Origin of the sequence: Bacillus sp. 103mf (genome assembly GCF_900116295.1) — a bacterium.
Lineage (GTDB): Bacteria > Bacillota > Bacilli > Bacillales > Bacillaceae_G > Bacillus_A > Bacillus_A bruguierae.
This window is the reverse complement of the sequence record NZ_FPAF01000002.1, coordinates 513,388-528,699: the sequence shown is the minus strand read 5'-3', so window position 1 is coordinate 528,699 and position 15,312 is coordinate 513,388. Positions and strand designations below refer to the sequence as shown.

The following is a 15,312-nucleotide window of genomic DNA, read 5'->3' as shown; positions in this document are numbered from 1 at the left end:
AAACATGGAAAAATTTATTCTTTCATTAGACCAAGGAACAACAAGTTCACGTGCGATTCTTTTTAATAAAGAAGGTAAAATTGTACATGCTGCGCAAAAAGAGTTTACGCAGCATTTTCCAAAGCCAGGTTGGGTTGAGCATAACCCGCAAGAAATTTGGGGATCTATTTTAGCGGTTATTGCAACTTGTTTAAGTGAAGCAGAGGTAAAACCGGAGCAAATCGCTAGTATCGGTATTACAAACCAACGTGAAACAACGGTTGTATGGGAAAAAGAAACTGGCAAACCTGTATACAATGCAATCGTATGGCAATCTCGTCAAACAGCAGAAATTTGTGAAGAGTTAAAAGAAAAAGGCTATGGCGACATGGTTCGTGAAAAAACAGGTCTTTTAATTGATGCATACTTCTCTGGGACGAAAGTAAAATGGATTTTAGATAACGTAGAAGGTGCAAGAGAGAAAGCGGAGCGCGGCGAGTTATTATTCGGAACAATTGATACATGGCTTGTATGGAAATTATCTGGCGGCAAGGTTCACGTAACAGATTATTCGAATGCATCTCGTACATTAATGTATAACATCCATGAGTTAAAATGGGACGAAGAGCTTCTTGACATGTTAACAGTACCGGCAAGCATGCTTCCAGAAGTACGTCCATCTTCTGAAGTATATGGTCACACGGTTGATTACCATTTCTTCAATCAAAATGTACCGATTGCAGGTATTGCGGGTGACCAACAAGCAGCACTATTCGGCCAAGCTTGCTTCGGTGAAGGTATGGCGAAAAATACATACGGAACAGGCTGCTTTATGTTAATGAACACAGGTGAAAAAGCAGTAGCATCTGAGCATGGTCTATTAACAACAATCGCATGGGGCTTAAATGGAAAAGTTGAATACGCATTAGAAGGTAGTATCTTCGTAGCAGGATCTGCAATTCAGTGGCTGCGTGATGGACTACGTATGTTCCAAGATGCAAGTGATAGTGAAGCATATGCAACGCGCGTTGAGTCAACTGACGGCGTATATGTTGTACCTGCATTTGTTGGACTCGGAACACCGTACTGGGATAGTGAAGTACGCGGAGCAGTATTTGGTTTAACACGCGGTACGACGAAAGAGCATTTTGTCCGTGCAACGCTTGAATCGTTAGCATATCAAACAAAAGATGTATTATGTGCAATGGAAGCAGATTCTGGCATTGAGTTAAAAACATTACGCGTAGATGGCGGCGCAGTGAAAAATAACTTCTTAATGCAGTTCCAAGGCGATATTTTAGGCGTGCCAGTAGAGCGTCCAGAAGTAAATGAAACAACAGCTTTAGGAGCTGCATATTTAGCTGGTCTTGCGGTTGGATATTGGAAAGATCAAGAAGAAATCGCAGCGCAGTGGAATATGGATAAGAGCTTTACACCAGCAATGGAAGCGGGTACAAGTGAAGAGCTATATGCTGGCTGGAAAAAAGCAATTGAAGCAACAAAAGCTTTTAAATAATTATAAACAGTGTTACAATGATGATAAGTTAATAATTCGGTAGGAGATTTGGAGAGACCACAACACGCTATAGAAGTGATTCTATGGTGATGTTTGTGGTCTCTTTTTTCGTAATAAAAGGGAGGAATTACCATGAAATTTTCAAGTCAACAGCGTCAAAATGTTTTAAATGAAGTAAATAAACAAGAATTAGATGTTATTGTCATCGGCGGAGGAATCACAGGAGCAGGGATCGCATTTGACGGAGCAAAACGCGGATTATCAACAGTTGTGTTTGAAATGCAAGACTTTGCTGCAGGTACATCAAGTCGTTCTACAAAGCTTGTTCACGGTGGTTTACGTTATTTAAAACAGTTTGAAGTGAAAATGGTAGCTGAAGTTGGGAAAGAACGTGCCATTGTATATGAGAACGGTCCTCACGTAACAACACCTGAGTGGATGCTGCTTCCATTCCATAAAGGCGGTACGTTCGGCGCATTTAGTACATCAATCGGTCTTCGTGTATATGACTTTTTAGCAGGCGTTAAGAAAAGCGAGCGCAGAAAAATGTTTAGCCGCGAAGAAACGATGAAGAGAGAGCCGCTCGTGAAACAAGAAGGATTACAAGGCGGCGGTTACTACGTAGAATATCGTACAGATGATGCACGTTTAACAATTGAAGTGATGAAAGAAGCAATCAAACATGGCGCAAAAGCAGTCAACTATGCAAAGGTAGACGGCTTCTTATATAAAGATGGAAAAGTATGCGGCGTACGTGTAGTCGACTTATTAGGCGGAAACGTATATGAAGTGTACGGTAAAAAGATTGTCAACGCATCAGGTCCTTGGGTCGATACACTTCGTGAAAAAGATAATTCGAAAAAAGGGAAAGTACTACAGTTATCAAAAGGTGTGCACCTTGTTATTGATCAAAAACGTTTCCCATTAGGGCAAGCAATCTACTTTGATACGCCGGATGGACGTATGGTCTTTGCGATTCCGCGTGGAGGTAAAACGTATGTAGGGACAACAGATACATTTTATGATAAAGACGCAGCGGTGCCAAAAATGACGACAGAAGATCGCACATATATTATTAATGCGATTAACTACATGTTCCCGAGCGTAAACATTACAGAGAAGGATATTGAATCAAGCTGGGCCGGTGTTCGTCCATTAATTTATGAAGAAGGAAAGAGCGCATCTGAAATTTCTCGTAAAGATGAAATTTGGACTTCTGAATCTGGTCTAATCACAATTGCCGGCGGAAAATTAACAGGATACCGCAAAATGGCAGAGATGGTAGTAGACTATGTAACATCTTTAATGCAAAAAGAAGGGCACGGTTCATACCCAGCAAGTGCAACGAAACATATGCCAATCTCTGGCGGTCATGTTGGCGGTTCTAAAAACTTCCCAACATTCATAGCGAAAAAAGCACAAGAAGGAAAAAAATACGGTTTAACTGTAGAACAAGCAGAGCAATTTGCAAAATTCTACGGTTCAAACGTGGATGTACTCTTCGAATTAGCGAAAGAATATAAAGGAGAGGCAGAGCGTCATAACATGCCGCTTGACGTACTTCTTCCACTCGTATACGCAATGGAATTCGAAATGACAACAAAACCAGTTGATTTCTTCGTACGTCGTATGGGAGCAGTATTCTTCAACATTCATTGGGTATATAAATGGAAAGATGCTGTTATCAATTACATGGCAGAAGCTTTAAACTGGAGCGGAGAAGAGAAGCTGCAGTATACAGCTGAATTAGACGCAGCATTAACAGATGCAGTTGTTCCGGTCGATCAACAAGATCAGGCATCTGCACTAGCATAAAATAAAACCCACATCATTTCTAAACTTTTAGAAATGATGTGGGTTTGTTTTATATGAATGTTATTAAAAAAATTACAATTGAACATAAAACCAATATGCGATATATTGGTTTTATGAAAAAAGATATGATTAAACCCATTAAACGTATGTCATTTAGAGATGAAGTATATCTAACCTTAAAAAAAGCAATCATTACATTAGAAATGCAACCTGAGCAGCGTTTAAATGACAAAGAGTTAGCAGAAGAATTCGGAATTAGTCGTACTCCGGTTAGAGAGGCATTGAAACGCCTTGAGGATGAAGGACTTGTTGAATCTATTCCTGGTTCAGTTACTCGCGTTGCACCATTAAATCTTGAGGAGGCGAAACACGCATTTACTGTGGTAGCAGTTTTACATTCTTTAGCTGCTCGTTTAGCAGTTCCACTATTAAAAGAGTCGGATATTCAAGAATTAGAATTCAGTAATAAGGCTTTGCGATTATCTATTGAAAAAAAGGATACTATAAAAGCAATTGAAGCTGATGAGTTATTTCACAATGTTTTTTTAGATGTAGCAGGAAATCCCGAAATCATTCGTGCGTTAGAACGAAGTATATCTAAGATTCAGCGTCTTGAAATTGCTCAGTTTGCTTCTATAAATGGCCTAAAGTCAGTAGAACAGCATCAACAAATTATAGAGGCGTGTAAACATAAAGATAAAGAAACAACAGCCCATCTTGTAGAACAAAACTGGTTAAGTCTTGGGAAGTTACTAACTCATGAAGCAAATTGAGGTGGGGAATTTGCGTCCGGTTTTTTTAGGTATTTGTGCTGCTTTCTTTTTTGCTTTCACATTTATACTGAATCGAGCGATGGAATTATCAGGTGGTAACTGGATATGGAGCGCTTCACTAAGGTTTATTTTTATGGTGCCATTCCTTTTGTTTATTGTTATAAGTAGAAAGAAACTACGATCGTTATTACAGGTAATGAGAGAAAATCCAGGAACATGGTTCTTATGGAGTTTTGTAGGATTTGGCCTATTTTACGCTCCATTATGTTTTGCCGCTGCACATGCACCAGGATGGATAATTGCTGGAACATGGCAAATTACGATTATATCGGGATCTTTATTAGCTCCTTTTTTCATCCAAACCATCCAAACACTAAATGGAATTCTTAAGAAAAGAGGGGAAATACCAATAAAAGGGATGGGTATGTCACTTATTATTCTTCTTGGTATTGTTCTTATGCAAATGGAGCAAGCGAAATCTCTTGCTGTGAAAGATATTTTGCTAGGCATTATTCCTGTAATTGTTGCTTCTTTTGCTTATCCACTTGGTAATCGTAAGATGATGGAGGTTTGTGGAGACCGTCTGGATACTTATCAACGTGTACTTGGCATGACATTAGCTAGCTTACCATTTTGGTTTTTACTATCTTTGTATGGCCTTTTTACAACAGGAGCACCTAGCAAGGAGCAAACGATGCAATCTATCTTAGTTGCTATTTGTTCAGGTGTAATTGCAACAATTTTATTTTTCAAAGCAACTGATATGGTAAGAGGTGATATGCAAAAACTAGCTACTGTGGAAGCAACACAATCTATGGAAGTACTTTTTGCTGTTATCGGAGAATTAGTTTTATTACATTCTTCATTTCCTTCTATTTTATCTTGGAGCGGTATGTTTATAATCATGTTAGGAATGATAGCACATAGCTATGTTTCTCATAAAGGTGAAATGAAACATAATCAAGATATTGGTGCCTAAATGATGTTTTAGAACCACTATAACGTTGTAGAGTATATAGTGGTTTTTCTTTATTCCTTTTTTATTTTTGTAGATTGAAACAAATTTCTTATCATGTAATCTTAAAACCCCTCACTTCCTTCTATATAAATACAAATTAAAAAATCGACATAAAATCCTCTTTCTTTTTAGACGGGCGCGAGCATCTGGCCATGCATAGAAGCGGTCATGTTGTATTCTGCATAACAGCGACTTATGTGTCGGAAAATTGAATATACACAAAAAATATGAAATATTACATATATAAATATATTGAAGTCTTTATAGATACTTATTATAATTTACTTAAGTATAAAGCTTTGTACATCATTATTTTGATAGTTTTGTAGGAAGATGTTAAAAAACGGAAAAGTAGAGGGGAAATGAATGAAAATTTTAAAAGGAATGTTAGTGTCTACAATAGCAATTACAGCTTTTACGGGACTGGGGAAAACTTCTCATATAGTGAGTGCTGCTTCAAATGATTCAGTAGTACAACAAGAAAAATCTAATGTAGAAAAAAGAGACGAGAAGCAAATCACTGTAAAGTTTAAAAATGGGATCAATTTACCGTATGAAGATGGTATAGAAAAACGAATACAACATGAAAAAAATGATGTAGTACTAGAAGGTGTTTTTTCAGAATTTTCGGATTTGAAGTTGACTCGCTTATTTACATCTGTAAGTTCTGAAGACATTCAAAATCTAGATGAACATACAAAAACATCTGATAATCATTCATCTGCTAATTTATTAAACTATTATACACTTCAAGTTCCTAAGGGTGTACAAGCAGAACAATTACTAGAAAAGCTAAAAAAATCTTCCTTAATAGAAGATGTCTATATTAACGAACCGCAAAAATTAACACCGCCTGAAATACAGATACCGAATGTATCTCTTAATCCATCTGATGACCCTAGAGTTAAAAGCCAAGGATATCTTACAGAAGCACCATATGGAATTAATGCACCTTATGCATGGGGCATAAAAGGCGGCGATGGAAAAGGGATAACATTTGTAGATATGGAGTACGGATGGTTATTAAATCATGAGGATTTAATAAATCAAAATATTAAACTTATGTCTGGGCGAAATTTAGATCAGCACGTTGCTCATGGGACTTCAGTATTAGGAGTTGTTTCAGCGCAAGATAATAATATAGGTAATATTGGCATTACACCAAAAGCTACAGTAAAGGTAATCTCTCAAATAAGGGATAATGGTCAGTATAACACAGCAGATGCCATATTAAGCGCTGTAAATAATCTAAACGCTGGTGATGTTTTATTATTAGAGGCACAAGCATCTTATCCTGGATATGGTAATAAATATTTACCAGTTGAAGTGCGACCAGAGGTATTTGATGCCATTCGTACTGGAGTGGATAAAGGGATCGTAATTATAGAGGCTGGATCAAATGGTTCGATTGATTTAGATGAATTTAAAGATAAAGATGGAAAACAAGTCTTAAATCGTAATAGCAAAGATTTCAAAGATTCAGGTGCAATCATGGTCGGAGCTGGTTCATCAACCGTCCCTCATGAACGTTTACGGTTTTCAAATTATGGAAGTCGAATTGATGTATATGGTTGGGGTGAAAATGTAGATACAACTTCTGCGGAACCAAGTAGAGCTCTTACAAATTTATATAAGTCTAACTTTAATGGTACATCTAGCGCTTCACCAATTATTGCTGGGGCAGCCACTTCCATACAAAGTATTGCTAAGGAACATTTGGGTCAACCCTATAAACCAAGTGAGTTAAGAGACATCTTAAGTAACACAAACACAGGAACACAATCTAAAAATCCATCTGTCGATAAAATTGGTGTTTTACCAGATTTAAAAGCTATATTGTTAAAATTAGGATTTCAACCAAATGGAGAAAATTCAGCTTCAAAACGCTAGCGAGGACAAGAGTCAAATAACCAACATATACAAGTAAATCCGTTAAGCTTTAATACGACTATTGAAGGAAATCTTAACGACAATGATAATGTAGATATCTATACTTTTACGATGAATTCACTGCAAAATATAGATATTTCCTTATTAAATGAAAAACAGATTGGAATGACATGGACACCTTATCACGAATCCGATCTACAAAACTTTGTAGCATATGGGCAAAATGAATCTAATAGCATTAAAGGAAAATACAACGCGAAATCAAGGGAATATTATTTGTATGTCTATAAATATGAAAATAAAAATGGGTCGTATTCATTAAACGTAAAATAGACTTTGTGTATATGTATAAGTGAATCAATAGAAATTCTCAAAATGAAATATCCCCCAATTGTTAGACATAACTAATAATTGGGGGACATTTTTTTATGAACAAATATCTATCTTTTTATTTCGCTGTAAATATCCCATTATTTTCGGAGATTGATTTGCAACGTAATATATGCAACGCTTGCTTATGGCTCATATTACTAGTTAAGTAGGAGTCCTGTTCCATGTCCATCATAAGATCTCGTAATATCCCCAGAACGAAAATTTTGTACATTCTGTTTGTTTTTATTGTTTTGAGGTAATTCTGAATTCTTAAGTTGATGACAATGTGGGGGAGGACCACATGTATGGTGAGCTCTAGTAAATTATTAAAACAAGTACAAAGTCTAATTATGTAACACATAACTGGAATTTTTTATTTAAAATAGGTAATCCCTTTAATCATTTTTTTACTAGAGCACTGCTCTTTAATTCTCTTTTCAATACCTTTCCTAAAGCATTTTTCGGTAATTCCTTAACGAATATTACTTCTGGGATTTTATAGCTCGCTAATTGTAGCTTACAGTGTTGAATAACATTTTCTTCTGTTAATGATGTGTGAATGTCTTTTATAATATAAGCTCTAGGAATTTCTCCCCAAAAATCATCTGGAATTCCAACTACTGCAACTTCTAACACACCACTTATTTTATGAATGACTTCTTCTACTTGATCTGGATACACATTATCACCACCATGTACAATAACATCTTTGTATCTTCCCATTATATATAAAAATCCGTCTTCATCTAGCATCCCCGCATCACCCATGTAAAACCAGTTATTCTTTACTACTTTTCTTGTTGCCTTTTCGTTATTCCAATAACCTTTAAACATATATGGGCTTTTTACAATAATCTCTCCAACTTCATTCGTAGGTAATTCTTCTCCTGTCTCTGGCTGAATAATCTTGACTTCCACATGTTTAATAGGTTTTCCTACAGAAGAAATTTTTTCTTTTCCCATATCTGGTCGCCATGAACTTACGACCCAACTTTCTGTACTTCCATATGCTTGTACCATGAATATTCCTTTTTCTGCATACTTTTGTATAAGACTTGCAGATACTTTTGTTCCACCACTTTGCGCTGCTTTGAAAGAAGAAATATTCCGTTCTTTTTTATGAAATTCATCAAGCATATAACTGTATACAGCTGGAAACGCAAGCATAGTTGTAATCTTCTCTTTTTCAATTGTATCCCAAATGAGACTAGGATGTGAATCAGATAGAAAAATCATCGTAATACCGTGATAAATACAATTTAATATAGAAAGTACACCACTCATATGAAAAAGCGGATGTACGGAAAGAAAACGTTCGCCTACTGGAATCTCCCTTTGGCCTGCAATTTCTGTAAAATAATAATGTAAATTTCTATGACCAATGACACATGCTTTCGCATTTCCAGTTGTTCCAGAAGTAAATAAGAAGATCGCATCGTCATCTTCATGAACTTCTACCATTGGTTCTGTTTTCGACTGGCCTTGTAATCGTAATTCAAATGAATTTGATACTTCTATTCTTTCTCCAGTTTCTAGTACATGTTGAATTTCTTTTACTGCTTCAATTTTAGATAAAATTTCGTTAAATTCAGGATCATAAAATAATACTTTTAGCTTCGCTTCTTTTGCAATCGTTTCTAATTCATAAACAGTAAGCTGATGATTAAAAGGTATTAGTACGGCACCGATTTTTAAGCTTGCCATCATAATCGTTGGAAACATATGATTATTTTTACATAAAACTCCGATACGATCTCCTTTTTGTACACCACTGTTTAACAAGTAATGTGCAAGCTGATTTACTCGTTCGTTATATTCTTTAAATGAATATCTTTCCCCTCCACTAACAAGTGCTTCAATATTTGGTGATTGTGTTGCTCGTTTTTGTAATAATTGTTGCATTGTAAGCAAGAAAAACACCCCTTTTTATTTTTAGAATTTAATTTTACTATATTAACTATTAATTTGTTGAAAAATAAATTTGGTGAATTTAATTAAACAATATCCCTTTACCTGGTGGATTAATATATGAGATTTTTTCGTTTTGGGGGAACACTAATTTCTTAAGTTGATGAATGTGAAGCGGGAATCCTATAAGAAGGTGGTGTTATCAATCGCATTGTTTACAAGCAAGTCCCTCTAACAGTAGAATATGAACTAAGTGAGTACGGATGGAGTTTACAAGACATGTTAGATACTTGGGGAGAAAAGCATATTACGAAAGTATATGGAGATAAATTTGCTGTTTTAGGGGATTGTATTTTAAACGATAAATTGAAATAATAGAGCTTCAAAAATTATATAATTATACTAAGGAAAAGAATGAGGAGATTATTTATATGTACCGTATTATGATTGTAGAGGATGACCGAAAAATTGCTGAGTTACTTCAGTCCCACATTAAAAAATATGGGTACCAAGGAACCCTCATAACTGACTTTGATACTATTTTAAATACATTTCAAGAGCTTCAGCCACATTTAGTATTATTAGATGTAAATTTACCAAGCTTTGATGGTTACTATTGGTGCCGGCAAATCCGTGCGATTTCCACATGTCCTATTATTTTCATCTCTGCTCGCAGTGGAGAAATGGATCAAGTCATGGCTCTAGAGTACGGTGCAGATGATTATATTACAAAACCTTTTCATTATGAGGTTATAATAGCAAAAATTCGTAGTCAGCTTCGCCGTGCATATGGTGATTATGCCCTGAAGGTAGAAGAACGCACAGTAGAACAGGCGGGGTTAATTTTATATCCAGAAAGATTGGAACTAACATTAAAGGGAAAGATGGTTTCTCTTACAAAAAAAGAGGCAATCTTATTAGAAATTTTATTACAACGTTATCCACGCGTTGTCAGCCGTGAAGCAATCTTAGATAAGATTTGGGATGATTATACATATGTTGATGATAATACATTAAGTGTGAACATAACACGCATGCGCAAAAAGCTAACAGAATTAGGAATTCAAGATGCACTGGAAACAGTTCGAGGAGCTGGATACAGGTTACATATTACATGGGATGACGAGGCATTAAAATGAAATTATTTTTCCGTGATCACATCCCGCTTATATTGTATACAGTTGTACAATTGTTTACTGTTTTACTTGTCTATTGGTATGACGGCTACAATCATTGGCTAACCGCACTGTATGCCGTGTTCTTAGGATTGGTCTTATTAATTGGCTATTTGCTATATCGTTACTTTACTCACCGTAACTTGTATGTCAGGTTATCTAATCTCCCTAAAACATTAAATGAATCAATCCAAAAAGCCGATTCTACTCCTTTATCTGTCGCAGTGAATAACGTATTGCATGCACAATATCTTTATTATCACAATCAATTAAAATTATGGGAGAAGAAAAAACAAGAACATCTCACTTTTATGAACCAATGGGTTCATCAAATGAAAACTCCTCTTTCTGTCATTGAACTTATTACACAAGACGCTGATGATGAACGGTTTGAAAGCATAGCTGAAGAAACGGATCGAATGAGACAAGGGCTCGAAATGGTACTTAATATGGCACGTCTTGAAATATTTGAACAAGACTTTTATGTAGAGAAAGTTACGTTACGAGAATTAGTAAATGAAGTGATTCATGAAAATAAACGTTCTTTTTTACGAAATTATGTATACCCAGAAATAAAGGTTGAATCCAATCTTACAGTAGAGACCGATGCCAAATGGCTACGCTTTATCCTAAATCAAATATTATCTAATGCGATTAAATATTCAGCTGGAAATCGAGAAAAAATTACGATTTCTGTCTTCACAGAAGAAAGAGGTACTATCTTACAAATCCAAGACCGCGGAATCGGTATTCCTAAGTCTGATTTGCCGCGCGTTTTCCGTCCGTTCTATACGGGAGAAAACGGAAGGTCATATAAAGAATCTACAGGTATGGGATTATACCTGGTAAAAGAAGTCGTTGAAAAATTAGGTCATACAATTAAATTACAATCTGAAGTAGGAAAAGGCACAACTGTGCAGATTATTTTTCCAACTGCTTCTCGGTAGCTGATGAATGGAACCCCATTCATCTTTTTTTTTAGAAATCTTACACTTTTGTAAGACAAATGAAAGATGATTCAATATGAGGAACAATAAAATTAGATTACACTGAACAACAGAAAAGCAGTTTGGAAGGAGAGAAAACATGGAGATTTTAAAAATTTGTGATCTTAGTAAAACTTATACAGGAAAAGTGTCGTATGATGCGCTTTCTAATATTGATTTAACAATTCAGAAGGGGGAATTTGTTGGCATTATGGGCCCATCAGGAAGTGGGAAAACAACGTTGTTAAATATGATTTCAACTATTGATTCTCCAACATCTGGTGAAGTGCTTATTAATGGAGAGAATCCATATAAATTATCACAAGATAACTTAGCATTATTTCGTCGTCGTGAATTAGGATTTATCTTTCAATCCTTTAATCTTCTTAACACATTAACAGTAAAAGAAAATATTGTTTTACCTTTGACGTTGAATGGAACGAGTCTAGAAGATATGAATACACGAGTGGCAGCTATCGCAGAGAAATTAGATATTACACACATTTTAAATAAACGTACGTTTGAAATTTCCGGTGGACAAGCACAACGAACAGCTATCGTACGCGCTCTTATTCATAACCCAAAATTAGTGCTTGCGGATGAACCTACAGGAAACTTAGATTCAAAAGCTGCGCGAGATGTAATGGAACTATTATTGCAGCTGAATAAGGAAGAGGAAGCAACAATGATGCTTGTCACACACGATGCAATGGCTGCCAGCTATTGTGACCGTGTCATCTTTATTAAAGACGGTACATTTTATAATGAAATTTATTGCGGAGATAGCCGCGAAGCGTTTTATCAAAAAATCATGAATGTATTATCATTACTCGGAGGAAATGCTCATGACTTTTCAACAATTCGCGTTTAATAACGTAATGCGTAATAAACGAATTTATATGGGTCACTTTTTTAGCAGTACATTTGCAGTTATGATTTTTTTCACGTATGGACTCATTTCGTTTCATCCTAATTTACAAGGAGAACTGACAAGTATTAGTACAACGATGAATACACTTGGAAAAATAGGCTTTCAAGTATCTCAATATTTAACGTTTTTCTTTTCGTTCTTCTTTATTCTATATTCTGTTAGCGCATTTTTAAAAACCCGAAAAAAAGAATTTGGGATCTTAATGATTCACGGAATGTCCCATCGACAATTCAATAAGCTCATTTTCATGGAAAATATGCTGATTGGCTTCTTTTCTATTGTTACAGGGATCGGAATTGGTCTTATTTTTTCTAAATTAATATTGTTAATTAGCGCTTCTATTTTAGCGATTAACAATGGGTTATCATTCTACGTTCCAACGAAAGCCATAGAATTAACTGGTATCTCCTTTTTTGTGTTATTTCTTCTCATTTCACTTTTCACGTCAAGAATGGTGAAAGTGAATGAACTCGTGGAATTATTAAAAGCAGAAGAAAAACCAAAGCCAGAGCCAAAAGCATCTATTTGGCTAGCTTTATTATCGATTATTTCGATTTCTGCTGGTTATGCTGCTGTATTTCATCTATCTGTTGGAAAAGATTACATGACCTCTAATCAGTTACTGATGTTAATTGGAGGAGGTGTCGTTCTTGTCGTTATCGGCACATACTTTTTATTTACACAATTAAGCGTTTATGTTATGCATGCCTTGAAAAAGAACGAGCATACATTTTTTAAGAAAACAAATTTGCTCACAATTTCAGAGTTAATCTATCGGTTACGCGATAATGCAAAAACATTTTTTATTGTAGCTATCATTTCTGCTGTAGCTTTTACTGCGATTGGCATATGTGCTGCAATGGCAAATGCAGGTTGGGGAGAGAGAATGAGCCCCTATGCCTTTCAATATGAATCTTATGCTGGTAATCCATTGGAAAAACAACATATTTCCGAAATAAAACAACAGCTAGATGATGCTCATTTTCAATATACGCTCGTATCACCTAAATTTATAACAACCGCAAACGGTAGAACACTAATCAAATTAACAGACTATAATGAGTACGCCAAAAAATTTGGATACAAAACAGAAACATTACAACATGAAACTGACAGTTTAGTCATACTACCAAAGGGCTTAAAACCTCAAGAATTTGCAAAATTAGCAGCGGAGAAAAACATTGAATTAAATCACGGTAATGTAAAAGTTACACTTCAAATTATAAAACGTGCGGAAGTTCAAGAATTAAAAGGGTACTATGATTCTAAGATCGTTGTAAATGATTCCATCTATAATCAGGTGATAAGCCAAAAATTATCAGAAGAGTACATGGTCCGTCCAGAAGTAACTGAATACGGATTTATTATAAAAGATTGGCAAAAAACGCTAGATGTTTCAAAAACGCTCTTGAAAATCATAAAACCTAACTCTAATGACGTGAATACACCTTATTCTTTCTCTTCCTTAAGCTTTAATTGGGTTGAGATGAAACAACAAAACGGCCTTCTATCTATAATGACAGTATTAGTAGGCATCGTATTTTTTATCTTTGCGACTAGCTTTTTATACTTCCGCTTATTCACAGATTTTGATCGAGATCACCAACAATACAGTATGATTGGTAAAATAGGATTAAGTAAAAATGAACTAAAGAAAATTGTAACAAAACAAATGATGCTACTCTTTTTCTTACCTACTTTAGTTGCCATGATTCATAGTAGCGTTGCATTTGCTGCAGTACAATATGTAGCAAAATTCTCCAATGGCGCTCAAGATATTTCTGTTGTAAAAAGCTCGATTATTGTATTAACCAGTTTTCTATGTATGCAAATTATATATTTCTTTATTATTCGTTCTAACTATATCGATCAGCTGTATAAAGCAATGTATCAAATAGAAAAAAGTGAATAACGCACGAAAAACACCCTTTTACATAAGAGGGTGTTTTTACATTAAACCTTCAAAACTTCTGTCCATTATCAATTGTAAATATTTGTCCTGTGATGGATTCCTGCGTTAATTGATACAAGACTGCCTGGGCAATTTCATCAGGTGCGGAAATTCTTTTCGGCGGTATGTTCCCTGCACGTTAAGGAGCCGGTTAAAAATGAAAAACAAGTGCTGATCATCAACGGCGGGGATGCCCGGATTTGATATATTTCTTGCACTAGAAGCAATTTTTCGAATAAAAATCCTAAATAGCCTCCTTACTCAAATTAGAAGGAGGCATAAATCATTTTCTATATATCTGTAATTGTAGCAGTTACAAATGATTGTGGGTCAGTAAAAGTACTAACATCGGCTTTAAGGATGTATGAAGCTCCTTTTTCTAACCAGACATTCGTGCTTTCCGTTATAGAGCCATAGCAACCTCCAACATGTAGATTGGTGACAAGCTCAATATTTGTGGGAGAGGCCTTCTTATATAAACTGCAGGAACCATCTGATTCCATTGCTGTAGTCTTACCATAATATGTACATGTCATTTTCATGTACTTTCCTGTCCCAATAAAATTTATACTTTTCGCTGAATTATCCGAGTGTTTAGATGTTACTGATGTAAGAGTAGCAGCACTAGTTGAAGGTATAAATACTGTGAAGAGAATAACTATAGATGCCATTAATAGAGAAACATATTTTTTCATTACTAAAATCCTCCTATGTTATGAGTGGAAATCTATTTGTCTATATAAAATAAACTTATAATGATTGGAATTAATTGTAAAGGGATACAAAAATACAAAATATTACAATGTTAGACATGATACAATTCTAAGCATGTAGACAACCATCGCTATACAAATCCATTTTAATTTTTCGACATCTTTGTCTAGCTCTGCCCCCTAAGCCCTCATGTCTAAGAACCTTCCACACGAGAAGGTAAAAAACACCTTCTGTGTGAAAGAACCTTAGCCAACGGGCCTAAACAGTCGGCTCCGCTTTTCTTT

10 protein-coding genes and 3 pseudogenes are annotated in these 15,312 nt (G+C 35.4%); 10 read left to right on the top strand and 3 right to left on the bottom strand.

What is annotated here, in order from left to right:
• Positions 1–4: 4 nt before the first annotated feature.
• From glpK to BM350_RS09150, 5 genes and pseudogenes are all read left to right on the top strand, one after another.
• Entirely contained in the window at positions 5–1,495 is a 1,491-nt protein-coding gene (glpK, locus tag BM350_RS09170) for a glycerol kinase GlpK (RefSeq protein ID WP_090919330.1), read from the top strand.
• Positions 1,496–1,627: 132 nt separating this feature from the next.
• Positions 1,628–3,310, top strand: a complete 1,683-nt coding sequence (locus tag BM350_RS09165) for a glycerol-3-phosphate dehydrogenase/oxidase (RefSeq protein ID WP_090919333.1) — start codon at positions 1,628–1,630, stop codon at positions 3,308–3,310.
• Between the two features lie 113 nt (positions 3,311–3,423).
• Entirely contained in the window at positions 3,424–4,083 is a 660-nt protein-coding gene (locus BM350_RS09160; RefSeq protein WP_090919358.1) for a GntR family transcriptional regulator, read from the top strand.
• Positions 4,070–5,062 (top strand): DMT family transporter, encoded by a 993-nt coding sequence (locus tag BM350_RS09155; RefSeq protein WP_090919336.1) that lies wholly within the window; start codon positions 4,070–4,072, stop codon positions 5,060–5,062. The genes BM350_RS09160 and BM350_RS09155 overlap by 14 nt, the downstream gene beginning before the upstream one ends.
• A 405-nt stretch (positions 5,063–5,467) precedes the next feature.
• Positions 5,468–7,324: pseudogene (locus BM350_RS09150) on the top strand (S8 family peptidase).
• 438 nt (positions 7,325–7,762) lie between these two features.
• Here the strand turns inward: BM350_RS09150 and BM350_RS09145 are convergent.
• Positions 7,763–9,274 carry a class I adenylate-forming enzyme family protein gene (locus BM350_RS09145; RefSeq protein ID WP_139207759.1) on the bottom strand — a complete coding sequence of 504 codons (1,512 nt, stop codon included), beginning with the start codon at positions 9,272–9,274 and terminating at the stop codon, positions 7,763–7,765.
• Between the two features lie 192 nt (positions 9,275–9,466).
• On the opposite strand from BM350_RS09145, the pseudogene BM350_RS09140 reads away from it, so the two are divergent.
• The 5 genes and pseudogenes from BM350_RS09140 to BM350_RS09120 all read left to right on the top strand — a co-directional run.
• A pseudogene (locus tag BM350_RS09140) lies at positions 9,467–9,646 on the top strand (winged helix-turn-helix transcriptional regulator); the annotation flags it as partial.
• Between the two features lie 56 nt (positions 9,647–9,702).
• The gene (locus BM350_RS09135; RefSeq protein WP_090919341.1) at positions 9,703–10,410 is read left to right on the top strand and encodes a response regulator transcription factor; all 708 of its coding nucleotides are present in this window, start codon (positions 9,703–9,705) and stop codon (positions 10,408–10,410) included.
• The gene (locus BM350_RS09130) at positions 10,407–11,393 is read left to right on the top strand and encodes a sensor histidine kinase (RefSeq protein ID WP_090919344.1); all 987 of its coding nucleotides are present in this window, start codon (positions 10,407–10,409) and stop codon (positions 11,391–11,393) included. The genes BM350_RS09135 and BM350_RS09130 overlap by 4 nt, the downstream gene beginning before the upstream one ends.
• A gap of 139 nt (positions 11,394–11,532) precedes the next feature.
• Positions 11,533–12,303, top strand: coding sequence for an ABC transporter ATP-binding protein (locus BM350_RS09125; protein ID WP_090919347.1), 771 nt, complete (start codon positions 11,533–11,535; stop codon positions 12,301–12,303).
• Entirely contained in the window at positions 12,278–14,275 is a 1,998-nt protein-coding gene (locus tag BM350_RS09120) for an FtsX-like permease family protein (protein WP_090919349.1), read from the top strand. The genes BM350_RS09125 and BM350_RS09120 overlap by 26 nt, the downstream gene beginning before the upstream one ends.
• Positions 14,276–14,324: 49 nt before the next feature.
• On the opposite strand, the pseudogene BM350_RS27455 reads toward BM350_RS09120, so the two are convergent.
• Together BM350_RS27455 and BM350_RS09115 are read right to left on the bottom strand one after the other, a co-directional pair.
• A pseudogene (locus BM350_RS27455) lies at positions 14,325–14,450 on the bottom strand (3-ketoacyl-ACP reductase); the annotation flags it as partial.
• A gap of 154 nt (positions 14,451–14,604) precedes the next feature.
• Entirely contained in the window at positions 14,605–15,009 is a 405-nt protein-coding gene (locus tag BM350_RS09115) for a hypothetical protein (protein WP_090919352.1), read from the bottom strand.
• Positions 15,010–15,312 lie beyond the last annotated feature (303 nt).